The organism is Pseudomonas sp. PvP001, from assembly GCF_040546375.1.
Taxonomy (GTDB): domain Bacteria; phylum Pseudomonadota; class Gammaproteobacteria; order Pseudomonadales; family Pseudomonadaceae; genus Aquipseudomonas; species Aquipseudomonas coleopterorum.
Genome location: NZ_JBEPNQ010000001.1, coordinates 709,420 through 734,484, shown reverse-complemented (window position 1 = coordinate 734,484; position 25,065 = coordinate 709,420). Strand labels below are relative to the sequence as shown.

The following is a 25,065-nucleotide window of genomic DNA, read 5'->3' as shown; positions in this document are numbered from 1 at the left end:
AGAATGCTACAAACACGACGCACGATCATGGCCGGGGAGCCGTCCATGGATCGCTACAACAATAACCATCGAGGCAGACAATGCCTCCACCTGGAGATAGGCCATGGCTTTTGAAACCATCCTTTTGGAAACCCGCGGTCGCGTGGGTTTGATCACGCTCAACCGCCCGCAGGCGCTGAACGCTCTCAACGCTCAGTTGATCGACGAGCTGAATCAGGCCTTGGATGCTCTGGAGCGCGATCGCGAGATCGGCTGCATCGTTCTCACCGGCTCGGCCAAGGCGTTCGCCGCCGGTGCCGACATCAAGGAAATGGCCGAACTGCGCTATCCGCAGATCTACCTCGACGATCTGTTTCACGAGAGCGACCGGGTCGCCAACCGACGCAAGCCGATCATCGCTGCCGTGGCCGGTTTCGCCTTGGGCGGTGGGTGCGAACTGGCGTTGATGTGCGACTTCATCCTGGCCGCCGACAACGCCAAGTTCGGCCAGCCGGAGATCAAGCTGGGCGTGCTGCCGGGCATGGGCGGCACGCAGCGCCTGACCCATGCGGTGGGCAAGGCCAAGGCCATGGAACTGTGCCTGACCGGTCGCCTGATGGGCGCCGAAGAGGCCGAACGCGCAGGGCTGGTGGCCCGCATCGTCGCCGCCGACCGGTTGCTGGATGAAGCCATGGAGGTTGCCGCACAGATTGCAGCGAAATCGTTGCCGATCGCGATGATGGTCAAGGAAAGCGTCAATCGCGCGTTCGAGGTGAGCCTGTCCGAAGGGGTTCGTTTCGAGCGTCGGGTGTTCCACGCCGCCTTCGCCAGCGAAGATCAGAAAGAGGGGATGGCGGCGTTCATCGCCAAGCGCGAGCCGCAGTTCAAGGGAAATTGATCGAAACAGGGCTGGTCCATAGCCAGCCCTGTCGCTATGCGGTGATTACAGCGCAGTTACAGTAGATAGTTGCGCAGCTCGCGGGCGATCAGCATGCGCCTGTATTTCACTGGAGCCTTCGTAAATCTGGGTGATGCGCGCATCGCGGTAATACTTCTCCACCGGATAATCTTCCAGATAGCCATAGCCGCCGTGTATCTGCACGGCGCTGGAGCACACCCGCTCGGCCATTTCCGAGGCGAAGAGCTTCGCCTGGGAGGCTTCGGACAGGCAGGGCAGGCCTGCACTGCGCAGGCGTGCGGCATGCAGCACCAGCAGTCGCGCGGCGTTGACCTGCACCTGCATGTCGGCCAGCAGGTTGGCCACGCTTTGGTGCTCGATGATCGGCTTGCCGAACTGCACCCGCTCGCGGGCATAACCCAACGCCGCTTCGAACGCCGCGCGTGCGATGCCCAGTGCTTGGGCGGCGATGCCGATACGGCCGCCTTCCAGGTTGGACAGGGCGATGTTCAGGCCCTTGCCGCGCTCGCCAAGCAGGTTGGCGGCAGGGACGCGACACTGGCTCAGGGTGATGGCGCAGGTGTCGGAGGCGCGGATACCGAGCTTGTGCTCGCTGCGGTCGACGGTGAACCCGGGCGTGTCGGTGGGCACCAGAAAGGCGGACAGGCCCTTCTTGCCCAGTTCCGGGTCGGTCACCGCGAAGACGATGGCGAGCTTGGCCCGACGACCGTTGGTGACGAATTGCTTGGCACCGTCGATGACCCAATGTTCGCCATCGAGCACGGCGCGGGTGCGCAGGTTGTTCGCCTCGGAGCCCGCCTGAGGTTCGGTCAGGCAGAAGCAGCCGATGGCTTCTCCGCTGGCCAGCGCCGCCAGCCAGGTGTCCTGCTGGGCCGGGCTGCCATAGTTGAGCAGGGGGCCGCAGCCCACGGAGTTGTGCACGCTCATCAACGCCCCCAGCGCGCCATCGGCGGCGGAGATTTCTTCCACCGCCAGGGCGTAGGCGACGTAGTCGGTGTAGCTGCCGCCCCATTGCTCGGGCACCACCATGCCCAGCAGCCCGAGGGCGCCCATCTGCGCCACCAGGGCGTCATCGATCCAGCCGGCCTGTTCCCAGGCACGGGAATGGGGGGCAACTTCGGCGCGGGCGAAGTCGCGCGCCATGTCACGGATCATGATCTGTTCTTCGCTCAGTTCCAGGTCTTGCATGGCAGACTCCGGCCTCAGAGGCCTTGGAAGAAGGGCTCGATGCGCGCAGGCGTGAGCCGGTCTAGCGTCGGTGGGTTCCAACGCGGGTTCTTGTCTTTGTCGATCAGTAAAGCACGGACGCCTTCGATCAGGTCACCCTGCTCGAACCACTGGCGGTTGAGGTGCAGCTCCAAGGCGAAGCAGTCGTCCAGGCTGAGGTGGCGACCGCGGCGCAGCAGTTCGAGGGTCACCGCCATCGCCACTGGCGAGCGGGTGCGCATCAGCTGCGCGGTGTTCTGCGCCCACTGCTGACTGCCGGCGACGTTCACGTTTTCCAGTTGCTCGACCAGGCTGGTCAAGTCGTCCTGACTGAAGAAGTGATCGATGGCCGGCCGCAGCCGGTGCAGGGGGGCGTCGGGCAGGCTTTGCACGCCGAGACGGGCGAGGACGCCCTGCAGGTCCTTGAGAGGGTTGTCGCCCCATTGCAGTCTGTCCAGACGTTCATCGAGCAGGGTCAAACGGTCGCTTTCCAGATACCAGTCCGCCAGACCGCAATAGAGTGCATCGGCGGCCTCGATCTGGACCCCGGTGACGCCCAGGTAGGTGCCGATTTCACCGGGGATGCGGCTCAGGAAATAGCTGGCGCCGACATCGGGGAAATAGCCGATGGCCACTTCAGGCATGCCCAGCTTGCTGCGCTCGGTGACCACGCGCAGTTCAGCCGCCTGAGCCAGGCCCATGCCACCGCCCAGGGTGTAGCCGTCGAGCAGGGCCAGCACGGGCTTGCGATACTGATGCAGGCACTGGTCCAGGGCGTATTCTTCGTCGAAGAAGGTTTCGTGCAGGATTTCCTGGCTGCGGTAGCTGAGGTAGAGGTTGCGGATGTCGCCGCCGGCGCAGAAGCCGCGGTCGCCGGCACCGCGCAGCACCACGGCATGGATGTGCGGGTCCAGCGCCCACGCGTCGAGATAGCCGCGTAGGGCGCGGATCATGTCGAGGGTGAGTGCATTCAGACCGGCGGGGCGGTTGAGGGTCAAGTGGCCGATGTGGTTACGGACATCGCCGAGTACCTGGTCATCGAGCCCCAGGGAAGACCGCTGGGGAGGTGGAAAGACCTGAGTTGTCATCGCTGAATCCCTGCTTGTTATTGATTTCCTGAGATAAATAAGCGGACCAGGTGATCGTGACAGGCAAGTTTGCAGCTTTCAATGCAGATTAATGCAGGTAATGCCTGCAAATTTGCACGGGTGATGGACGCTGGCCGGCATCCAGTAGACCCAGCCATCGTAACGGGGTTCGGTGTCGTTTCAGGGCCTGAAGCGATGCGGCCGGACGCGGCTCGCGCCGGCGGTGGTTGCGGTAGGTCTGGGGCACCGCAGTGAGGCCGGACGCGGCTTGCGCCGTTCCTGTAGCAGCGGCGCGAGCCGCGTCGGCGGTGGGTGCGGTGTGTCTGATGCCACGCGGTGAAACCGGACGCGGCTTGCGCCGCTGCTACAGGGGAACGCGGCGCTCGCGTCGGCGGTGGTTGCGGTGGATCAGGGGTACCGCGGTGAGGCCGGACGCGGCTTGCGCCGCTGCTACAGGGGAACGCGGCGCTCGCGTCGGCGGTGGTTGCGGTGGGTCAGGGGTACCGCGGTGAGGCCCGATGCGGCTTGCGCCGTTCCTGTAGCAGCGGCGCGAGCCGCGTCGGCGGTCGATGCGGTGTGTCTGATGCAACGCGGTGAAACCGGACGCGGCTTGCGCCGCTGCTACAGGAACGCGGCGCTTGCGTCGGCGGTGGGTGCGGTGGTTCAGGCGACGGCTTCGACGACTTTTCCCTGTTTCTCATACAGGAAACTGAGCACCGCCAGGCGGTACTGGTTGTAGCGCGGGTCGTCGGCCAGGGCCAGGCGGCTGCGGGGGCGGGGCAGGTCGATGGTGAGGATTTCGCCTATGGTCGCCGCCGGGCCGTTGGTCATCATCACGATGCGATCGGACAGCAGCACCGCCTCGTCGACATCGTGAGTGATCATCATCACCGTGTTGTGCAGCTCGCTCTGGATGCGCATCACCTCATCCTGCAAGTGGGCGCGGGTCAGCGCGTCCAGTGCGCCGAACGGCTCGTCGAGCAACAACACCTTGGGCTGCATCGCCAGCGCGCGGGCGATGCCGACGCGCTGCTTCATGCCGCCGGAAATCTCGCTCGGGCGCTTGTGCAGCGCGTGGGTCATGTTGACCATTTCCAGGTTGTGCAGGGTCCAGGCATGGCGCTCGCTCTTGCTCTTGCTGTGCTTGAAGACCTTGTCCACGCCCAGGGCCACGTTCTCGTAAACGGTCAGCCAGGGCAGCAGCGAATGGTTCTGGAAAACCAGGCTGCGGTCCGGCCCCGGCTGGCGCACTTCCTTGCCGTCGAGAATCACCGCACCGTTGCTCGATTCGATGAGCCCGGCGACGATGTTCAGCACTGTCGACTTGCCGCAGCCCGAGTGGCCGATGATGGAAATGTACTCGCCGCGTGCGACATTCAGGTTGATCCCGCGCAGCACCTGGCTGGTGACACCATCGCGCTCGAAGTGCTTGTCGACGTTTTCGATACTCAGATAATGGCTCATGTTGCCTCCTCAGCTTTGCGAAGTGCCGCGAGTGACCAGGCGTCCGACCATCGCCACCAGGCGATCGAGGCAGAAGCCGACGATGCCCACGTAGGCCAGGGCGAGAATGATGTCGCTGATGCGCGAGGCGTTCCAGGCGTCCCAGATGAAGAACCCGATGCCGACACCGCCAATCAGCATTTCCGCGGCGATGATCGCCAGCCACGACAGGCCGACACCGATGCGCAGGCCGGAAAAGATGTAGGGCGCGGCCGCCGGCAGCATGATCTTGCTGAAGTACTCGACGCCGTTGAGCCGCAGCACCTTGGCCACGTTGCGGTAGTCCTCGGGAATGTTGCGCACGCCCACCGAGGTGTTGATGATGATCGGCCAGATGGCGGTGATGAAGATCACGAAGATCGCCGAAGGGTAGCTGTCCTTGAAACCGGCCAGCGACAGCGGCAGCCAGGCCAGCGGCGGCACCGTACGCAGGATCTGGAACAACGGATCGAGCCCGCGCATGGCCCAGGTCGACTGTCCTACCAGCACGCCCAGGCTGATCCCCACCACCACGGCCAGGGCATAGCCGTAGGCAACCCGCGACAGGCTGGCCAGCAGCTGCCAGGCCATGCCCTTGTCGTTGCCGCCGTTGTCGTAGAACGGATCGACGATCAGCTCCCAGGTATCACTGATCACCTGAGTGGGCGGCGGCAGCGCCGCGCCCTTGCCGCTGCACACCAGTTGCCAGACCAGCAACAGCAGGGCGCCGATCACCACCGGGGGCAGGCACTGCTGCAACACGAAGCGGCGGGCGTTCTTCAGCAGTTTCGCCATCACCGGCGGCTTGACCTGGGCCTTGGCGACGGCCTGGGCGGCGCTGTGCAGCTTCTTCACTTCAGCATTCATGGTGACCTCCGGTGAGTGCGGGAAACATCAGGCCAGGGCCTTGATGGACAGGCTGTCGAGATAGGCCTGCGGGTTCTGAGGATCGAAGGTCTTGCCGTCGAAGAAGGTCTCGACACCGCGCGAGTCGGAATCGGGAATCTGCGCCGCCGGCACGTTCAATTCCGCGGCGGCCAGGCGCCAGAGATCGGAGCGATTGACCTTGGCGATCAACGCCTGGCTGTCGAAATCCTTGGGCAGGTAGCCCCAGCGCTTGTTCTCGGTGAGGAACCACAGGTCGTGGCTCTTGAACGGGTAGGAGGCGAAGTCGTCCCAGTAGCGCATGATGTGCGGGCTGTCCTTGACCACCTTGCCGGTGCCGTAGTCGAAGTTGCCTTTCATGCGCTCGATGATGTCCGCCACCGGCGCGTTGATCCAGCGACGCTTGGCGCAGATCTCCGCCACTTCGTCCTTGTTCTCCGGCCGCTCGCAGAACATCTGCGCTTCCATCACGGCCTTGAGCAGGGCTTTGGTCGCGTTGGGGTGCTTGTCCACGTAGTCGGCGCGCAGGGCCAGGGCCTTCTCCGGATGCTTGTTCCAGATCTCTCCCGTGGTGTTGGCCGTGTAGCCGACTTTCTGATTGATCAACTGGGCGTTCCACGGTTCGCAGACGCAGAAGCTGTCCATGCTGCCGACCTTCATGTTGGCGACCATCTGCGGCGGCGGTACGACGATGGTGGACAGGTCCTTGTTCGGGTCGATGCCACCTGCGGCCAGCCAGTAGCGCAACCACAGGTCGTGAGTGCCGCCGGGGAAGGTCATCGCGGCATTGACGGTCTTGCCGCTGGCACGCTTGCTGGCCAGCGCAGCCTTGAACGGTGCGGAATCCAGGCCCAGCTTGAGGTCGGCGTGTTCGTTGCCCACCGAGATGCACTGGCCGGACAGGTTCAGCCGCGCGAGGATGTACATGGGCACTGGCTGGTTGTTGGGCGTGACCTTGCCAGCAGCGATCAGGTAGGGCATGGGCGTGAGGATGTGTGCGCCGTCGATGCCGTTGGCGGCCGAACCCAGCACCAGATTGTCCCGCGTTGTACCCCAGGAGGACTGTTTGAGCACTTCCACCCCGGTCATGCCGTGCTTGGCGAAGAATCCTTTCTCGTCGGCGACGAACAGCGGCGCGGCATCGGTCAGTGCGATGAAGCCCAGCTTGGCCGTGGTGGTTTCCAGACCGTCGCTGCCCGCTGCCCAGACCGCCGAGGACAGCCCGGGTGGCAGCAGTCCAAGGGCTGCACCGGCACCGGCCACCGTCAACGACTGCTTGAGAAAGTGCCGACGCTTGGCGTCGTGCGGGTGTGCTTTGAAAGGCGTGTCATCCATCGCTGATTCCCCTGCTGCTGGCGGCCAAAAAAATGCAAAAAAAAACGGCGGTCACGCGCTCCGGGCAGTGCTGCCGGAACGCGTGGACGCCGTTGTCCAGGATTCGAATAGTCGACCGCAGTTGGCTGCGGTCCTGTGTGTCTCAAAGCAGATTGCGTGCCAAGGCGTCGAGAGCCGCACGGGACGTAGCAGTCCCCGCGCAATGAAGCGTCCGTGTGCACGGATGCGGAGCATGCCACCGGCAGGGTGCGCAAATAGGGCGCAGTCTGTGCCTCAACCTTTGCCAGCCACGGCCAATACGTTCTGCGCCATGTCGACCATGCGCAGCCCCCGCGACATCGCCGATTGCCGCAGTCGGGTGTACGCCTCGCTTTCGCTGAGGGCATATTCATTCATCAACAATTGCTTGGCCCGTTCCACCAGCTTGCGTTCATTGAGCGCCTGGCGTGCCTCGTCCAGTTGCAGATTGGCATCCTGCAGACGGTGGGTCTGGGCCTGCAGCAGGTCCAGCAGCGAGCGGCCCATCTGCGGTCCGTGGCCGTCGGGCGCGGGGCTGTCGAGATCGCTGGCATGCACGCTGAACAGCCGGGCATCGCCGCAGCCCATGGTTTCCAGACTGGCCAGGCGTTGCAACAGCACGCGGTGGTTGTCGAGGTCGGCATTGGCCAGCTTGATGCTGCTCTGACAACTGGCCAACAGCTGCTCGGCAAGGTGCTTCTCCACCTCGTGCATCTGATCGATGCGCTGGCTGTGCAGTTCGAACCAGAGCTGCGAGAGGCCCGGGTCCACCGGATGTTGCGCCGAGGTGCGCATGCCGACTTCGCGCAGGCGCAACAACTGTGTGGTGAGTTCGCTGCGCTGCAACTCGGCCCAGCGCTGACCGGCCAGCGGGTCGGCGAATTCGCTGAAGGTCTGGAAGCAGCGCTCCTGGCTTTGCGTCAGGTGCAGGATGCGCTCCTGCACACTGGCGTCGAAAAAACCCGCCGAGAAGCCGGCCACGCCGGTGGCCCGCTCCTGACCGGCCAGCTCCTTGCCCTGCATGAAGTTGAACAGCGCCACCAGCACCCGGGTGATGTCCGGGGTCGATGGCCGTGTCGGCCGCTTCGAAGACCACGGCCATGAGTCCACCGATCAGACGGGTCAGGGCCGCCGTGGCCAGGCTGGGTGCGAGCAGGCGTTCGCGAATGCGCCGCCGCAGGCCGGGCAATTCGTCGAAACCATGCAGAACGTAGGCGACGCGGTTGAACAGGCGGGCACGGTCGGCCGCGCTGGCTGCATTGAGGTCCACGGCCTGCAAGCGCTGCAGCACGTCCTGCTCCAGCGCCTGAGCCTGCTCGGTGTGCAGGTCCAATTGCCGACGGTGGGTTTCCACCTGGCTGCCCAGATAGAGGTTGGTGTAACCACGTTCACGCTGCAGGGCATGCACCAGGCGGCTGATCAGCGTTACCAGTTGACAGGTGTCGGCCAGCCCGTGCAGGCCTTCGAGCTCGCTGCGGCGAGCGGCCAGCATGAAACGCAGGGCAGGGGGCATAGGACGATCAGGCAGGGCGCGATCAGGCATGGCGGGCTCGCAACTTCGGTGAGGGACGGCACGGCTGCATGCAAATCCCGGTCCCGACGTTGCGCCCGTCGCCTGCATTGCCACGTATGCCGACGGCTGCGTAACTGCTATAACGCCCAGGCCCAACAATAAAAAGGAGTCAGCGATGTCCCCCATTCGTCTCGGCGTGGTCGGCTACGGCAAGATTGCCCAGGATCAGCACGTCCCCGCCCTGCGCAATGACCCATCCTTCGAGCTGGTCGCCGTGGCCACCCTCGGCGAGCCATGCCCCGGCGTCACGCATTTCGGCAGCCTGCACGAGTTGCTCGAACAGGCTGCGGATATCCAGGCGCTGGCTTTCTGCACACCGCCCCAGGGCCGCTATGCGCAGGTCCGCGAAGCGCTGCTGGCCGGCAAGCACGTGCTGGTGGAAAAACCGCCCTGCGCCAGCCTCGGCGAGGCCATGGCCTTGGTCGAACTGGCCGCCGAGCAGGGTGTGACCTGCCTGTTCGCCTGGCATTCGCGCTTCGCCGCAGGGGTCGAAAGCGCCCGCGCCTGGCTGGCGGGCAAACGCCTGCAATCGGTCAGGGTGCAGTGGAAGGAAGACGTGCGCAAGTGGCACCCGGGCCAGCAGTGGATCTGGCAGGCCGGCGGCCTCGGCGTGTTCGATCCGGGCATCAACGCCCTGTCGATCATCAGCCACGTGCTGCCTGAAGCCCTGTTCGTCACCCAGGCCAGCCTGCGCTTTCCCGGCAATCGCCAGGCGCCGATCGCGGCTGACCTGAGCATGAGCGACGCGAACGGTCTGCAGGTCAGCGCCGCCTTCGACTGGGACCACGGTCATGACGAGCTCTGGCAGATCGAAGTACATTGCGACGAAGGATGCCTGCGCCTGACCCACGGCGGTGCGCAGCTGCTCATCGACGATGTGCCGCAGACGCTCGAAACGGTAGGTGAATACCCGTTGCTCTACCGGCACTTCGCGCGACTGATCGAGGCCGGTAACAGTGACACCGATCTGCAGCCGCTGCGCCTGGTGGCCGACGGGTTTCTGCTCGGGGAGCGCGCAACGGTCGCCGATTTCGTCGACTGAAAACGCCGTTCAGGCAACTATCGGCGTTTGGCCGGTGGGCTCGGCAGCGGCGCGAGCAGGGCGTCGATATCGTTGTCCTGCAGGCGCCAGTCGCCGGTTTCCCGGGCATCGAGGATGCCGGCCGCCAAGGCTGACTTTTCCTGCTGCAGGTGCTGGATCTTCTCTTCCACGGTGCCGCGGGTGATCAGCTTGTAGACGAACACCGGTTTTTCCTGGCCGATGCGGTAGGCGCGGTCGGTAGCCTGGTTTTCCGCGGCCGGGTTCCACCACGGGTCGTAGTGGATCACCGTGTCCGCTGCGGTCAGGTTCAAGCCCACGCCGCCGGCCTTCAGGCTGATCAGGAAGATCTGCAACCTGCCGTCCTGAAAGTCCCTGACCGGTGCCCGGCGATCGCGCGTGGTACCGGTCAGCAATGCGTAGGGGATGCCTCGCTGCTGCAGCTCCTGTTCGATCAGGCCCAGCATGGAGGTGAACTGGGAGAACAGCAGGATGCGCCGACCGCTGCCCAACAGTTCGTCGAGCAATCGCAGCAGGCTGGCCAGCTTGCCCGAACTGTGGCCCGGTGGCGGTGCTGCAACGCTGTTGACCAAGCGCAGGTCACAGCACACCTGACGCAGCTTGAGCAGTGCTTCGAGAATGATGATCTGACTGCGCGCCACGCCCTTGCGGTCGATTTCGGCGCGTACCTTTTTATCCATGGCCAGGCGCACGGTCTCGTACACGTCGCGCTGTGCCTCGTTGAGTTCGACCCAGTGGACGATCTCGCTCTTGGCCGGCAATTCGGTGGCCACCTGCTCCTTGGTGCGGCGCAGCAGGAATGGCTTGATACGCGCGTTCAGGTGCTGCAGGCGCGTCTCGTCGCCCTGTCGCTCGATCGGCAGACGGTAGTCGCGGCTGAACTGCTTGCTGTCGCCCAGCCAGCCCGGCATCAGGAAATGAAACAGCGACCAGAGTTCGCCCAGATGATTTTCCAGGGGCGTGCCGCTCAGGCACAGGCGTTGCCGCGCGTTCAGCTGACGTGCCGCCTGCGCCGCCTTGCTGCCGGGGGTCTTGATGTACTGGGCTTCGTCGAGCACCAGTACGTGCAGCGGCACCTGTTCGAGGACTTCGATGTCCTTGGGCAGCAGGGCATAGGTGGTCAGCAGCACGTCGTACTCGGCCAGATGCGCGAAGTGTTTCTTGCGGGTGGCGCCGTGCAGGGCCAGGACCTTGAGTGCGGGCGCGAAGCGGGCGGCTTCGTCCTGCCAGTTCGGCACCAGGCTGGTGGGCATCACCACCATGGCCGGGCGATCCAGGCGTCCGGCCTGTTTCTCTATCAATAGATGGGCGAGGGTCTGCAGGGTCTTGCCCAGGCCCATGTCGTCGGCGAGGATGCCGCCCACTTCCAGTTGCCGCAGCGCCTGCATCCAGCTCACGCCTTCCAGCTGGTACGGACGCAGCGTGGCGTTCAAGCCGTCGGGCGCGGCCACCGGACAGTGGCGGATGTCGCGCAGGCGTTCGGCAAAGTGACGTACCCGCTCGCCACCTTGCCAGTCCAGAGGCAACGTCCTTAGCCCTTCGAGGCGCGTGGCGTCGGCGGTGGCCAGGCGTATCGAGGTGTCGCCCGGTTCGCGCAGGTAGAAATCCCCCAGCGTTGCCAGCACCGGTTTCAAGCGGCCATAGGGCAGGGCGACCTGCAAGGTTCGCTGAACGCCGTCTTGCGCCGTATGCACGGGCACCAGGATCTGTTCGTCGTCGCGACGTCGCGCCAGGTGGCTCGGGTTGAGCAGTTCCGGGTGGCTGCGCAGCAGGTTGAGCAGGATCGGCAGCAGGCTCAGCGGTTCGCCGTCGACCACGATGCCCAGTTCCAGATCGAACCAGTCGCGCTCGGGACCTTCCTCGATGGTGGCGTACCAGCGCTCGACCGGCGTCAGGTCGAAGGCGAACGCCTCGGCGTATTCGATTTCCCAACCTTGCTCGCGCAACCCCGGGAGCTCGTTGAGGATGAAGCGCAACCAGGCAGCATCGCTGGGCAGCTCGAAGATCTCGCCGGCGCTTTCCGGCAGCGCCTTGCTCTGCCGGGTCGCCAGCTTGAAGCCGATGCCCTGCAACTGCTCGCGCAGCGCTCGCTCGGCGGCCGGCTGGCGCAGGATTCGAGCGTTCTGGTTCTGCCACTGGCGCGCGACGCTGGTGGGGCGCGGCCCGCTGACGTATTCGCCGGCGTAGCCGTAGGCCAGCGCCGCACGATGCTGCACGTAACGCTGCATCTTGCCGTTGCGCGGCTCGAAAGCGCTGAACTCGACGCTGCCCAGCCACAGCCGTGGCCGCGGTTGCAGCGTATCGATCACGCGCTCATCGGGCATATCAACCGGCTTTTGGCGTCAGGCGCTCGAACAGCGCTTCGATGACGTTGAAACGCTCCTCGGCACGCTCCATCGGCACCATGAACTTGAACAGCGTGGCGCCTTCGAACTTGTAGCGCTTGGGCTGGCTCTGGATCAGCTTGATCAGGGTCAGCGGATCGACCGGCGTGCTCGGGCCGAATTCGATGCGCCCACCCTGCGGGCCGCCATCGACCTTGGTGATACCCAGCTGCTCGGCCTGAAGCTTGAGCAGGGTCAGGCGCACCAGATTCTTGGTCGGTTCGGGCAACAGGCCGAAGCGGTCGATCATTTCCACCTGCAGATCCTTGAGACCGTCCTCGTCCACCGCCGAGGCGATGCGCTTGTAGAGGATCAGGCGAGCGTGCACATCGGGCAGATAGTCCTCGGGAATCAGCGCAGGCAGGCGCAGGTTGATCTCCGGCCCGCCGCCCAGGGGCTGGTCGAGGTTGGGTTGCTCGCCCTTGCGGATCGACTTGACCGCGCGTTCGAGCATCTCCATGTACAGGGTGAAACCGACCGCCTGGATCTGCCCGCTCTGGCCTTCGCCTAGCAGCTCGCCAGCACCGCGGATTTCCAGGTCGTTGGTCGCCAGGACGAAACCGGCACCCAGGTCCTGGGTATTGGCGATCGCCTCCAGGCGCTTTTCGGCGTCCGGAGTGATCTGCTGGCGCGGCGGGGTCAACAGGTAGGCGTAGGCCTGGTGGTGGCTGCGGCCGACGCGCCCGCGCAACTGGTGCAACTGCGCCAGACCGAACTTGTCGGCGCGCTCGATGATGATGGTGTTGGCGCTGGGCACGTCGATGCCGGTCTCGATGATGGTCGAGGCGATCAGTACGTTGAAGCGCTTGTGATAGAAGTCGCTCATCACCTGTTCCAGCTCGCGCTCGCGCATCTGCCCATGGCCGATGCCGATGCGCGCCTCGGGAACCAGTTCGGCGAGGTCGGCGGCGCATTTCTCGATGGTTTTCACATCGTTGTGCAGGTAGTACACCTGGCCACCGCGCAGCAGTTCGCGCAGCAGCGCCTCTTTCACGGTGCTCTTGTTCTGCTCCATGACGAAGGTGCGCACCGACAGGCGCCGCGCCGGTGGCGTGGCGATGATCGACAGGTCACGCATGCCGGCCACGGCCATGTTCAGCGTGCGCGGAATCGGCGTGGCCGTCAGGGTGAGGATGTCGACTTCACTGCGCAGGGCCTTGAGCGCCTCTTTCTGACGCACCCCGAAGCGGTGTTCTTCGTCGATGATCACTAGGCCCAGGTTCTTGATCTTGACGTCGTCCTGCAGCAGCTTGTGGGTACCGATGACGATGTCGATCTTGCCTTCGGCCAGTTGCTCGACGGCGGCACCCACTTCCTTGGCCGACTTGAAGCGGCTCATCACTTCGACCGTCACCGGCCAATCGGCGAAACGGTCGCGGAAGCTGTTGTAGTGCTGCTGGGCGAGCAGGGTGGTCGGCACCAGGATGGCCACCTGGCGGCCGCCGTGCACGGCGATGAACGCCGCGCGCATGGCCACTTCGGTCTTGCCGAAGCCGACGTCGCCGCACACCAGGCGGTCCATGGGCTTGGGCGCGAGCATGTCGTGGCGCACGGCCTCGATGGCCGACTGCTGGTCCGGGGTTTCCTCGAAAGCGAAGCCGGCGCTGAACGTGGCGTAGTCCAGGGCCGGGTCGGCGAACGCATAGCCTTCGCGCGCAGCGCGGCGGGCATAGATGTCGAGCAACTCGGCGGCCACGTCGCGCACCTGCTCGGCGGCCTTGCGCTTGGCTTTCTGCCAGGCCTCGGAGCCGAGCCGGTGCAGCGGGGCCAAGGCGTCGTCGCTACCGGTGTAGCGGGCGATCAGGTGCAGGTTGGCCACCGGCACGTAGAGCTTGGCGTTCTCGGCGTATTCCAGGGTGAGGAATTCGGCGACCTGATTGTCGATCTCCAGCGTCGCCAGCCCCAGGTAGCGGCCCACACCGTGGTCGATGTGCACCACCGGCGCGCCTTCGCGCAGCTCGGTGAGGTTCTTGATGACGTTGTCGTTGGCCGCGTCGGCGCGCTTGTCGCGGCGGCGGCGCTGCATCACGCGCTGGCCGAACAGCGGACTCTCGGCGATCAGCGCCAGGGCCGGGTCGAGAATCTGCAGGCCTTCGTCGAGCGGCGCGATGGTGATCGCCAGACGCTCCTTGCCCTCGGCGAACTCGTTCCAGCCGTCCACCGTGCGTGGACGGACCTTGAGCCGCTCCAGCAGCTCCAGCAGCACTTCCCGGCGGCCGGCGGATTCGGCGGTGAACAACACTCGGCCCGGAAACTGGTCGAGGAATCCGGCCAGCGCGGCGAGGGGCTGGGTGGCCTTGGCCTCGATGGCCAGGTCCGGCAGCGCCGCTGCGGCGAAGCGTTCACGGCCCGGCCCCGGCTCCAGGTCATCCTGGCTGACGATGATGCGTGGCCAGGTCTTGAGCTGGGCGAAGCAGTCTTCCACCGGCATGAACAGTTCGGCAGGCGGCAGCAACGGACGCGCAGGATCGACCCGACGCTCCTCGTAACGGTTGCGCACGTCGCTCCAGAAATGCTCGGCGGCCTGTTCGATACCCGGCAGCGAGAACACCTGGGTGTCCTGGGGCAGATAGTCGAACAGGGTCGAGGTTTCTTCGAAGAACAGCGGCAGGTAGTACTCGATACCGGCAGGGGTGATGCCGCTGCTCAGGTCCTGAAAGATCGGGCAGCGACGGAAGTCGACGTCGAAACGTTCGCGAAAGCGTGCCTTGAAGCGGGTCACCGCTTCCTTCTGTAGGGGGAATTCGCGGGCCGGCAGCAGGCGGATCGACTCGACCTTGTCGATGGAGCGCTGGGTCTCCGGATCGAAGGTGCGCAGCGTCTCGATCTCGTCGTCGAACAGGTCGATCCGATAGGGCAGCTTGCTGCCCATGGGGAACAGGTCGATCAGGGCGCCGCGCACGGCAAATTCACCGTGCTCGTACACCGTGTCGACGTAGCGGTAGCCGCTGGCCTCCAGACGCGTGCGCATCTGCTCTACGTCCAGGCGTTGCCCCACGTCCAGCACCAGACTGCTGCCCAGCAGGAACTGGGTCGGCGCCAGCCGATGTAGGGCAGTGGTGATGGGCACTACCAAAACCCCGTGCGCCAGCTCGGGCAGGCGGTAGAGGGCGGCGATACGCTGGGAGATGATGTCCTGGTGCGGCGAGAACAGGTCGTACGGCAGGGTTTCCCAGTCGGGGAAATGCAACACCGGCAACTGCGGGGCGAAGAAACGCAGTTCCTGCTCAAGCCGGTCGGCGCTTTGGCTGTCGGCAGTGAGCAGAAGCGTGAAGCGCTTGGCGGCATTGGCCGCTTCGGCGATCGCCAGGCTCAGGGCGGCCCCGGGCAGGTTGCCCCAGGCGTGTTTGCCTGCCGAGGCAGGGAGTTGCGGAAGGCGCAGAACAGGCACGGGAGGTTCAGCTCCAAGCGTTGCGGCGGAAAACGAGGATTGTACCGGGGCGACGGTGGGCTGTCAGGTGCTGTGATGGGGTTGTGCCATTGCGGCGGCTCGAGCGGGCGGCGAAGGGCGTGCCATGGGGCTTCGCACCGCATCTTGTCATAAAACCGCCGGGGATGATCTACCCCGTTGGCGCACCTCGGTTTTTTTGACGGTCCTATTCGCCAAACTTCACGACGTCGATAAGCGCAGATTGCTCCGGCCGCGCGGCGAAGTCATAATGTAGCCCGTTTTCTCAGCCCCTACATGTGGAAGGTTACCGTGACTCAGAAGCCCGACCAGTGTCTTGGTGAATGGATCGATCGTGAAGCACTCGCTGAAGCGATGATTCCTTTGATCGGCCAGCTCTACCGCAATAACAACGTAGTCACCTCCATCTACGGCCGCAGCCTGATCAACCGTTCGGTGATCGAGCTGCTCAAGGCGCACCGCTTCGCTCGCCACCGCCAGTCCGATTCCTCGGAGCTGTCGGTGCACGAGACGTTCCCGCTGATCAAGGCGATGAGCGAACTCAAGCTGGGCGCCGCTTCCGTGGATCTGGGCAAGCTCGCGGTCAAGTTCAAGGAAAGCGGCAACGGGCGCAGCGCCGAACAGTTCGTGCGTGAAGAGCTGGCGGACGTGGTCGGCAAGCAGAACCAGGGCGAGCGTACCGGTACCGACGTGGTGCTGTACGGTTTCGGCCGCATCGGTCGCCTGCTGGCGCGCATCCTGGTCGAGAAGGCGGGTGCCGGCGACGGCCTGCGTCTGCGTGCGATCGTCGTGCGCAAAGGCGCCGACAACGACCTGGTCAAGCGTGCCAGCCTGCTGCGCCGCGACTCGGTGCACGGGTCCTTCGACGGCATCATCCATGTCGACGAAGCGAACAGCACCCTGACCGTCAATGGCAACCTGATCCAGGTCATTTACGCCAAGAACCCGAGCGAAGTCGACTACACCCAGTACGGCATCAAGAATGCCCTGCTGGTCGACAACACCGGTGTCTGGCGCGACGCCGACGGTCTGGGCCAGCACCTGGCCTGCCCAGGCATCGACCGCGTGGTGCTGACCGCACCGGGCAAGGGCAAACTGAAGAACATCGTTCACGGCATCAACCATGGTCAGATCACCGCAGACGACAAGATCGTGTCGGCGGCGTCCTGCACCACCAACGCCATCGTGCCGGTGCTCAAGGCGGTCAACGACAAGTTCGGCATCGTCAACGGCCACGTCGAAACCGTTCACTCGTACACCAACGACCAGAACCTGATCGACAACTTCCACAAGGGCGACCGTCGCGGCCGCTCTGCTGCGTTGAACATGGTCATCACCGAGACCGGCGCTGCCACCGCTGCCGCCAAGGCGCTGCCCGAACTGGCCGGCAAGCTAACCGGCAACGCCATTCGCGTGCCGACGCCGAACGTCTCCATGGCCATCCTCAACCTGAACCTGGAGAAGGCCAGCACCCGCGAAGAGATGAACGAGTACCTGCGCTACATGGCGCTGCACTCGGACCTGTCCCGGCAGATCGACTTCGTCAACTCCCAGGAAGTGGTATCGACCGACTTCGTCGGCTCGCGCTACGCCGGTGTGGTCGACGCCGAGGCCACCATCTGCAACGACAACCGCGTCGTGTTGTACGTCTGGTACGACAACGAATTCGGCTACAGCTGCCAGGTGGTCCGTGTGATGGAAGACATGGCGGGCGTCAACCCTCCGGCCTTTCCACACTGAGCCTGAGCGCTGAATGAAAAACGCCCCGACTGGTTCGGGGCGTTTTTTTGTGGGGTGTCAGGCCTGGCCTCTTCGCGGGCAGAGCCCGCTCCCACACAAAGTCCGCATCCATGCAAAAAACTCATGTGGATGCAGGCCCTTGTGGGAGCGGGCTTTGCCCGCGAAGGCCGCACCGCGGTATCAGGCCTGCGCCGCCAAAGCCGTACGCTGCGCATGCCGGTCGCCGCGAAACAGTACCAACGTCGCTACCAGCCCCAACACCGCCGCGCCACTGAGCCAGATGCCCGGTGCCGCCTTGTTGTCCAGCGCGTGGATCAGGTAGGTGCACGCCACTGGAGTGAACCCGCCGAATGTCGCCGTGGCCAGGCTATAGGCCAGCGAAAACCCGGTGGTGCGCACGTCCAGGGGCATGATCTCGGTCAGCGCCACGACCATGGCACCGTTGTACGAGCCATACAGGAACGACAGCCACAGCTCGACCGTCAGCAGACGGCCAAAGCTGGGATCCGCCACCAGCCACGACAAGGTCGGGTAGGCCGTCAGAATCGCCAGCACCGTGGCCGCGAGCAACAACGGCTTGCGCCCGATCCGGTCCGACAGTGCGCCCATGATCGGCAGCCAAATGAAGTTGGAAAGGCCCACGGCCATGGTTACCAGCAGCGCATCCATGTCCGACAGGTGCAACTCGTTCTTGCCGAACGTCGGCGTGTAGGCGGTGATCAGGTAGAACGAAACGGTGGTCATCACCACCAGCGCCATGCCGGCCAGGACCAGACGGAAATTCTGCGCCACCGAATGCACGACCTGCTTGAGCGTAGGTCGATGGGTGCGCGCTTCGAACTCGGGAGTCTCTTCCAGCGAACGACGAATGAAGAAGATCACCGGCACGATCATGCAGCCCACCAGGAACGGCACCCGCCAGCCCCATTCACCCATTTGTTGTGCATCGAGGAAGTGGTTGAGCAGCACCCCGAGCAGGCCGGCGAAGACCACGGCGACCTGCTGGCTGGCCGACTGCCAGCTGACGAAGAAGCCCTTGCGCCCTGGCGTGGCGATTTCGGCCAGGTACACCGACACACCGCCCAATTCCACGCCTGCTGAAAAGCCCTGCAACAGTCGCCCGAGCAGCACCAGCAGCGGCGCCGCGACGCCCAAGGTCGCGTAGCCAGGTACGCAGGCAATCAACACGGTACCCAAAGCCATCAAGGCCAGGGTCACGATCAGCCCTTTGCGCCGTCCGTGCCGATCGATGTAAGCACCGAGAAAGATGGCCCCCAAGGGGCGCATGAGAAAGCCGGCACCGAAGGTCGCCAGCGACAGCATCAGCGAAGCGAAGGCACTGTCGGTCGGAAAGAATGTCTTGGCGATGGCCGTGGCGTAGAAGCCATAGACCATGAAATCGAACATTTCCAGGAAATTGCCGCTGACAACGCGAAAGATCGCCTTGCCTTTACCCACCTCAGACGTCATGGCTGTGCTCACTTTACTTGATCTTATAGGTGACCCATGGCGGTAGACGCGTCAAGCTTTTGGGCACAACGGTCCAACGCCGGGAACATATCTTGTAACAATATGTTCCAGATCAACCTCAGGTAAAGTGAATTCGTTCGCCAGCCAAGGAGTGACGCAGGTCTTTGACGCTCAAGCCGGACGCCAGCTCACACCATTGATGCCGAATTTTTCGGCCGATGGCTGACTGGTTTTTTTCACATGCTCACGGCCGAATCGACCGATCCGGCCGACCCCTGCATCGCAGCTTGCCCAATGCCAGGCCTCGCTGCTGTCCATTTTCTCGGCTCGGATGATGAACGATTTGGGGTCGCCGTGCAGGGTGTAATCGATGACGAACAGTTTTGCGTTGTTCATGGGGCCGAAGATCTTCCTTGTGAGGTGCGTCGCAATGAGTTTCGGAGTCCGGCCCGTCTGAAAAATTCAGTCGGATTGGCGCTGCCACGCCAATCCCATGAAGCGTGTGGCGCTCATCCCAGCCCCGACTGGCGCGCCAGCGCGGTTGCCAGGCTGGGCGCCAGTGGCAGGGTTGGCAACAGGGTCGCCTGATAGGCGTGATAGAGGTCGGGTTTGCCTGGCCAGATGGTCTGCGCCGGTTGATTGTCCGTATCGAGTTCGTGGTGCCAGCTGCCATGCTCGCGATCGATCAGGTAGAGGTCGATGTAGTCCCAGAACTCACGGTACCAGCGCTCATGGCTGGCATCGCCGGTACGCTGGTACAGCGCTGCAGCGGCAGCCACCGCTTCTGCCAGCGTCCAGTGCAGGCGCTGCGCAACCACAGGCCGTTGTTGCCAGTCCACCGTGTAGACGATTCCCGGCTGGCCATCCACCGCCCAGCCGATCCGGCAGGCTGCGGCGAACAGATGCTGGGCGTCTTCGGCCAGCCAGCTGGGGTTGGCCAGGCCGATACGGTGCCGTGCGGCTTCCAGGTGCAGGAGCAGCCGCGCCCACTCGAAGGCATGCCCTGGCGTTTGTCCGTAGGGACGGAACTCGTCCCCGGGGCGGTCATGGTTGTAGTCGGGTAGCGCTTGCCAGTGGGCGTCGAAATGTTCGACGGGCAGGTAGCCGGTGGCAGCCGCGTGCTGGTGAATCAGCCGCTCGCTGATCGCCAGCGCGCGATCCAGCCACTTGGCGTCGTTGCAGACGTCGGCCAGGGCCAGGCAGGCCTCCACTCCGTGCATGTTGCTGTTGCCACCCCGGTAGTCTTCCTGGTCGCTCCAGTCCTGAGCGAAGGATTCCACGAATGCCTGCTCGGCTTCGCACCAGAAGTGCCGCTCCAGAACGTCGACCGCGTCGGCCAGCAATGCCGCAGCGCCTGGTCGTCCGGCCGCTACCGCCGAGCTCGCCGCCAGGGCCACGAATGCATGCAGATAGGCTTGCTTGCGCGACGTGGAGGCCGGCCTGGCGCTGGCATGCCAGCCACCGTGCCGTGCATCGCGCAATGGACCCTGCAACGCGCGGATGCCATGGTCGACCATGGCCGCACTGCCTGGGATGCCCTGCAGGCAGGCCAGGGCGAAGCTGTGGGTCATGCGGGCGGTCTGGATGGTCAATGCACCGCTGGCCAGCACCGGTCGGCCCCGGTTGTCGAGGTCGGCAAAGCCGTCTTCGATGCGCGCCGCCTTGGCGAACTCCAGCAATCGCTGGCCTTGCTGGGCCAGCCAGTGCCGGTGGGCGGGAAGGGTCAACCAACTGTTCGCGGCAGGAGTGAGGGTCTCCATCGGTACGAATGCCTCGCTTGGGGATGCAGGAAGCATCCAGCATAGCGGGGCGCAATGGCGCTTGGGCGGCGCCGACCCTCAGAGTCAGGCTTGTGGCCGATTCGGCCTATTGATAGGACTCGTCATCCTCGTCATCTTCATCCTGAAGCGGCACGGTGGCGTCTTCGGTGGTCACCGAGCCTGGGTCCTCGCTGCCTGGATCGTTGATGAAGGGCACACCATTGGGGCCTTTTTCTTCTTTGCCTTCGGTTTCAGGTGTCATGGTCATTCTCCTGTTGGCGACCTGCAGACGGTCGACTCAGGCATTGGACGCTCGGGCGCGCACGATGTTCATGCTGAGCATTGCCAGCACCGCTATCAGTGCCACCACGGCGCTGAAGAACTCGGCAGAATGATGCAGTCCGAACACTGGAATGCTCACGCCCACCGCGATCACCGGCACCGACATGGACAGGTAATAGACAATGAACAGCGCCGAGGTGACCCCGGCCTTCTGGCCGACGGGCGCGGCATTGGCCACCGCGCCCATGCCGGCCCGAAAGGTCAGGCCTTGGCCGATTCCGCTCAGGGCGCCGCCGAGCACCAGCAGCCAGAGCTGGGCGCTGGCGATACTCAGGCCCAGACAGGCGACACCGAGGATCAGCACAGTGCAACCAACGGTCATCTGCGCGGCTTCGCGAATTCGCCTGACCCAGGCCTGGCCGACGATGGAGCCAGCGAACAGCACCAGAATCACTGCACCGATCACCAGGCCTCCCGCGTGCCCCATGACCTGACGCATGATCGCCGGTACCAGCGAGGTGAACAATCCGGTCACGCTGAACCCGGCAAGGCCGGCGATGGCGGCGGGTACGAACGGGCCGCGCACTGCTGCCGGCAGGCTCGGGCGCTGGAATCCCAGACGTGGTTTGGCGGGTCGCTGCACCGTCTCGCCGACCGCCAGGATGGCTGCCGTGGCCGCCAGCAGCAGGACCAGGTGCACGACGAAGGCCAGGTGCACCGGCCAGGGCAGAAACTGTGACGTGAAACCGGCCAGCAGCGGGCCCAGGCCCAGGCCCAGCATGTTGGCCGCCGTGGCGACCAATGTTGCGCTGTTCTGCCAGCGCTTGGGCGCCGCTTCGATCACTGCCACCGTACCGGTACCGGTCATGATCCCGGCCGAAAAGCCCGAGATCAGCCGAGCGATCAGCAATCCGCCAATGGAGTCGGTGCACAGGAAAATCACCGCGCTGATCGCGCCCATGGCCAAGCCTGCAAGCAGCATCGGTCGCCGACCCAATTGATCGGACCAGCTGCCGACGGCCAGCAATGCACTGATCACCCCGGCCGCATAGATGGCGAAAATCAACGTCACCCAGGTCGGACCGAAGCCCAGATGCTGTTGATACAGGGCGTACAGTGGCGTCGGCAGGGTGGTGCCGACCATGGTGATCAGAAAGGCCACGGCGATCAGCCAGAAGCTCGCCGGGTGGGACGGTTGATCAGGTGCGCCGGTGGCAGCGTGGGGAGGAGTACGGGTCATTGATTTCGGCCAGATCGGGGAAGGCGGTCGGGAAACCTAGCAAACTGTGGCCCTCAGGTATACGTCTGCAAACGCACGTCCGCGGATTGACCTCAAGGGTGCTTGAAATGCGCACCCCGGCGCAGTCTGATCGGCCCCTCCGGTTCCTTGTCGGGATTCAGCCGGTCATCGCCCTGGGTCAGGTCGATGATCTCGGCGGCCGCCAGGGCCCGAGCCACCCGGCGAACCTCCGGCATCAGCGCGCGCCACGCGGGCTCGTCCTGCTCCAGCGAGCGCGCCACCTCCGAAGGGCAGATGGACGTGCCCACGGCGCGTTGTTCGAGCAGGTGCAGAACGCGGCTGGCGATGACGTCGTCGGGGTGGGTCATGGGGGCGTTCTTCCTTGCAGGCGACAGGCTGAAGATGAAAACAACTTCAGCCATGTTACCTGCAACACCCCCGACTGGACATATCGAGCCGCGATCGGTATCGCCTCAGGCGCTGGCGGGTTCGTCCGGGGTGAATTCCTTCTCCATGTGCCGTTCGATCTGCTCCAGCGACTTGCCGCGCGTTTCCGGCACGCACATCGCCACGAAGATCAGCGACATGACGTTGATCGCCGCGAACAGCATGAAGGTGTAGGGGCCGAAGCCGGCCAGCGCGATGGGGAACAGGAACGCCACCGACGCATTGCACAGCCATTGGAAGCACACCGCCGTACCGGTCATCATGCCGCGCAGATGGGAGGGAAACAGCTCCGACATCAGCAGCCAGTAGACCGGGGCGATGAAAGTCTGCATGAACAGCAGGAACATCAGGATACAGGCCAGCGCCAGGTAGCTCTGCAGCAGCGAGGAGGGCAGCATGGTCAGCACGCCACACAGCAGCACCTGCGCCAGGACCACGAAGCACAGGCCGGTCATCAACATCGGCCGACGGCCATGGCGACCGACCAGCCAGATGCCGATCAAGGTAGCGATCACCGAGGCGACACCGTTGCCGATGGTCGCGGTAAGCGCCGCGTTGGTGCCCAGTCCCGTGGACTTGAGAATCACCGGGGTGAAGTACATGAACGCGTTGACCCCTGTGAGCTGGGCGACGAAGCCCAGGCCCATGCCCACCAGCAGCAACCGACGCAGCCAGGGTTCGGCCCAGATCGAAGACCAGCTCACCTCGGCACGTTCCTCGTCGTTCTGAGCCTGGATCTCCTTCATTTCCTTGTCGACCTGCTTCTTGCTCGAGCGGATCTTTTCCAGCACCTCGCGGGCTTCTTCCATACGTCCCTTGCTGGCGAGCCAGCGTGGCGAAGTCGGAACGAAGTGCATGCCGATCCACAGCAGGGCCGCCGGGATCACCGCGATGGCGAGCATCCAGCGCCACACGTCGGGGGTGTGGGCAAAATGCGCCAGCAGGGCGTTGGAGATATAGGCCACCAGTTGCCCGGTGACGATCATCAGTTCGTTCTGGCTGACCAGTCGGGCTCGCTTGTTGGGCCCGGCTATCTCGGCAATGAACATCGGCACGATCGCCGATGCACCCCCCACCGCAAGACCCAGCACGAATCGAGTGGCGACCATGATGGCCACGGTCGGGGCAAGGGCCGAGCCCAGGGCGCCGATCATGAACAGGATGGCCAGGCCCTTGAGCGCGGTCAGGCGGCCGTATTTGTCGGCCAGATGACCGGCGAACAACGAGCCAAACGCCGCACCGAGGATCAACGAGGACGCTACCAGGCCCTCGGTGAACGGAGTAAGCCCCAGGCCGCCCTGGTCCGGCCCTTGGGTCATGAAGGGCAGGGCGCCGGAAATCACCCCGGTGTCGTAGCCGAAGGCCAGAGCGCCCATGGTGGCGATGATCGCTACGCGCACCACGATCTGGCCAGGGGAAGTACGGGTGGCGTCATTTTCTTCGCCCGCTGGCGAAGTGTCAGGTGCAGTGGTGTTGGAACTGGACAAGGCTCATTCCTTTCATTGCTCGCAGGCAATAGGTCGTGATGCGTCACGCAGGATCGCGCACGAAAAGAGCAAGGCAAGTGTCAGCGTTCGGTGGTGCGATGCCGGGCATGGAGGGGGACGGTCCCAAGGGCCGTCAGTGCCAGCGGATATTATGATTATGTCGAACTGCTTGGAGCCTGAAGTCTTCGAACCGCGTTCGAAGTCACTGCCTGGTGCGCTTTTCGCGACCATCTGCCGGTGTGGCGCTGGGCTGTGAGTCTTATGAACGAAATGGTTACAAAAAGTTTTGTGGGGTTTGTAATTAAATCAGGTCGATGCGCCACGACGAGGCAATGCACCGGCGCTCTGCTAGCATAGGGGTTCCAATAGCAGGAGAAATCAGTGAGCCGCAAGAATCTGAGCCGCACCCCGGAGCAAATCGCCATGGCCCGCCACGCCGGTGCCCTGGCCGCTGACGTATTGCGCATGATCGCCCCACACGTGCAGGCAGGCGTCACCACGCAATACCTGGACGAGCTGTGCAACGCCTACATCGTGAACGAGCTGAAGGTGGTCCCGGCCAACGTTGGCTACCACGGCTTCACCAAGACGGCGTGCATCTCGGTCAACCAGGTGGTCTGCCACGGGGTGCCCAGCGACAAGGTCGTGCTGGCCGACGGCGACATCGTCAACATCGATGTGGCGGTCATCAAGGACGGTTGGTTCGGCGACACCAGTCGGATGTACTACGTGGGTGAGCCGAGCCCATTGGCCAAGCGTCTGGTGGAAACCACCCATGAAGCGATGCTGGCCGGTATAGAAGTGGTCAAGCCGGGCGCCACCCTGGGCGACATCGGTCACGCAATCCAGAGCGTCGCGCACCGCGAAGGCTTCAGTGTCGTGCGTGAATACTGCGGGCATGGCATCGGCCAGATCTATCACGATGAACCGCAGGTACTGCACTATGGCCGCAAGGGCGAGGGGATGCGGCTGACCCAAGGCATGATCTTCACCATCGAGCCGATGATCAACGCAGGCAAGGCGGGCACCCGCCAATTGGCCGATGGTTGGACGGTGGTCACGCGCGACCAGTCGTTGTCCGCGCAGTGGGAACACATGGTGGCGGTCACGGCTGATGGGTACGAGATCCTGACGCTGTAGCAAGGCAAGCTATCACTCAAAGCGGCTTGAGGGGCTCCAGCGGTACCAGCTCGCGAACCTTCGCCACCACTTTGGTTGATATCGAATGGCTTGTCGTAGACGGCAGCGAACAGATCGGGCGTGGCACGCCCGACGCTGCCTTGCGCGCCACTCATCAACAG

General features: G+C 64.2%; 18 protein-coding genes and 2 pseudogenes. 4 read left to right on the top strand and 16 right to left on the bottom strand.

Features of this window, described 5'->3' with window-relative positions:
* The first annotated feature begins 103 nt into the window (after window positions 1–103).
* Complete coding sequence (locus ABMD26_RS03325) at window positions 104–877, top strand: enoyl-CoA hydratase (RefSeq protein ID WP_122741852.1); 774 nt, start codon at window positions 104–106, stop codon at window positions 875–877.
* A gap of 56 nt (window positions 878–933) precedes the next feature.
* On the opposite strand, the pseudogene ABMD26_RS03320 reads toward ABMD26_RS03325, so the two are convergent.
* The 7 genes and pseudogenes from ABMD26_RS03320 to ABMD26_RS03290 all read right to left on the bottom strand — a co-directional run.
* Window positions 934–2,086 (bottom strand): annotated as a pseudogene (locus ABMD26_RS03320) (acyl-CoA dehydrogenase family protein).
* Window positions 2,087–2,100: 14 nt separating this feature from the next.
* The gene (locus ABMD26_RS03315; protein WP_354307840.1) at window positions 2,101–3,192 is read right to left on the bottom strand and encodes an enoyl-CoA hydratase/isomerase family protein; all 1,092 of its coding nucleotides are present in this window, start codon (window positions 3,190–3,192) and stop codon (window positions 2,101–2,103) included.
* A 663-nt stretch (window positions 3,193–3,855) separates the two neighbouring features.
* A complete protein-coding gene (locus ABMD26_RS03310) occupies window positions 3,856–4,656 on the bottom strand; it encodes an ABC transporter ATP-binding protein (RefSeq protein WP_043188292.1) in 801 nt (266 codons plus the stop codon).
* A gap of 9 nt (window positions 4,657–4,665) precedes the next feature.
* A complete protein-coding gene (gene ntrB, locus ABMD26_RS03305) occupies window positions 4,666–5,541 on the bottom strand; it encodes a nitrate ABC transporter permease (protein ID WP_082484494.1) in 876 nt (291 codons plus the stop codon).
* 27 nt (window positions 5,542–5,568) lie between these two features.
* Window positions 5,569–6,894, bottom strand: a complete 1,326-nt coding sequence (locus tag ABMD26_RS03300; RefSeq protein ID WP_134721358.1) for a CmpA/NrtA family ABC transporter substrate-binding protein — start codon at window positions 6,892–6,894, stop codon at window positions 5,569–5,571.
* Between the two features lie 273 nt (window positions 6,895–7,167).
* On the bottom strand, window positions 7,168–7,959 hold the full coding sequence (locus ABMD26_RS03295) for a nitrate- and nitrite sensing domain-containing protein (protein ID WP_354307829.1): 792 nt from the start codon (window positions 7,957–7,959) through the stop codon (window positions 7,168–7,170).
* 79 nt (window positions 7,960–8,038) lie between these two features.
* Window positions 8,039–8,404: pseudogene (locus tag ABMD26_RS03290) on the bottom strand (nitrate- and nitrite sensing domain-containing protein); the annotation flags it as partial.
* Window positions 8,405–8,600: 196 nt separating this feature from the next.
* Between ABMD26_RS03290 and ABMD26_RS03285 the strand changes: the two are divergent.
* Window positions 8,601–9,527 (top strand): Gfo/Idh/MocA family protein, encoded by a 927-nt coding sequence (locus ABMD26_RS03285; protein ID WP_191999855.1) that lies wholly within the window; start codon window positions 8,601–8,603, stop codon window positions 9,525–9,527.
* 17 nt (window positions 9,528–9,544) lie between these two features.
* Here ABMD26_RS03285 and ABMD26_RS03280 read toward each other — a convergent pair whose 3' ends face one another.
* Together ABMD26_RS03280 and mfd are read right to left on the bottom strand one after the other, a co-directional pair.
* On the bottom strand, window positions 9,545–11,869 hold the full coding sequence (locus ABMD26_RS03280; RefSeq protein ID WP_320497330.1) for a DEAD/DEAH box helicase: 2,325 nt from the start codon (window positions 11,867–11,869) through the stop codon (window positions 9,545–9,547).
* Between the two features lies 1 nt (window position 11,870).
* The gene (mfd, locus tag ABMD26_RS03275; protein ID WP_056843064.1) at window positions 11,871–15,320 is read right to left on the bottom strand and encodes a transcription-repair coupling factor; all 3,450 of its coding nucleotides are present in this window, start codon (window positions 15,318–15,320) and stop codon (window positions 11,871–11,873) included.
* A 294-nt stretch (window positions 15,321–15,614) separates the two neighbouring features.
* Between mfd and ABMD26_RS03270 the strand changes: the two genes are divergently transcribed.
* Window positions 15,615–17,078: a glyceraldehyde-3-phosphate dehydrogenase gene (locus tag ABMD26_RS03270; RefSeq protein WP_134721355.1), complete on the top strand. Its 1,464-nt coding sequence runs from the start codon at window positions 15,615–15,617 to the stop codon at window positions 17,076–17,078.
* 180 nt (window positions 17,079–17,258) lie between these two features.
* Here ABMD26_RS03270 and ABMD26_RS03265 read toward each other — a convergent pair whose 3' ends face one another.
* The 7 genes from ABMD26_RS03265 to ABMD26_RS03235 form a co-directional block, all read right to left on the bottom strand.
* Window positions 17,259–18,548, bottom strand: a complete 1,290-nt coding sequence (locus ABMD26_RS03265) for an MFS transporter (protein ID WP_090357382.1) — start codon at window positions 18,546–18,548, stop codon at window positions 17,259–17,261.
* Between the two features lie 171 nt (window positions 18,549–18,719).
* A complete protein-coding gene (locus tag ABMD26_RS03260) occupies window positions 18,720–18,944 on the bottom strand; it encodes a DUF6555 family protein (RefSeq protein WP_049859148.1) in 225 nt (74 codons plus the stop codon).
* 113 nt (window positions 18,945–19,057) lie between these two features.
* Window positions 19,058–20,308: a D-mannose isomerase gene (locus ABMD26_RS03255; protein WP_354307815.1), complete on the bottom strand. Its 1,251-nt coding sequence runs from the start codon at window positions 20,306–20,308 to the stop codon at window positions 19,058–19,060.
* Window positions 20,309–20,414: 106 nt separating this feature from the next.
* Window positions 20,415–20,570 (bottom strand): hypothetical protein, encoded by a 156-nt coding sequence (locus ABMD26_RS03250; RefSeq protein WP_192065827.1) that lies wholly within the window; start codon window positions 20,568–20,570, stop codon window positions 20,415–20,417.
* Between the two features lie 36 nt (window positions 20,571–20,606).
* Complete coding sequence (locus ABMD26_RS03245; protein WP_192065829.1) at window positions 20,607–21,830, bottom strand: MFS transporter; 1,224 nt, start codon at window positions 21,828–21,830, stop codon at window positions 20,607–20,609.
* Window positions 21,831–21,922: 92 nt separating this feature from the next.
* On the bottom strand, window positions 21,923–22,252 hold the full coding sequence (locus ABMD26_RS03240; RefSeq protein WP_208598845.1) for a DUF3253 domain-containing protein: 330 nt from the start codon (window positions 22,250–22,252) through the stop codon (window positions 21,923–21,925).
* 51 nt (window positions 22,253–22,303) lie between these two features.
* Window positions 22,304–23,764 (bottom strand): sugar porter family MFS transporter, encoded by a 1,461-nt coding sequence (locus ABMD26_RS03235; protein WP_354307805.1) that lies wholly within the window; start codon window positions 23,762–23,764, stop codon window positions 22,304–22,306.
* Between the two features lie 381 nt (window positions 23,765–24,145).
* On the opposite strand from ABMD26_RS03235, the gene map reads away from it, so the two are divergent.
* On the top strand, window positions 24,146–24,904 hold the full coding sequence (gene map, locus ABMD26_RS03230; protein WP_338109035.1) for a type I methionyl aminopeptidase: 759 nt from the start codon (window positions 24,146–24,148) through the stop codon (window positions 24,902–24,904).
* Window positions 24,905–25,065 lie beyond the last annotated feature (161 nt).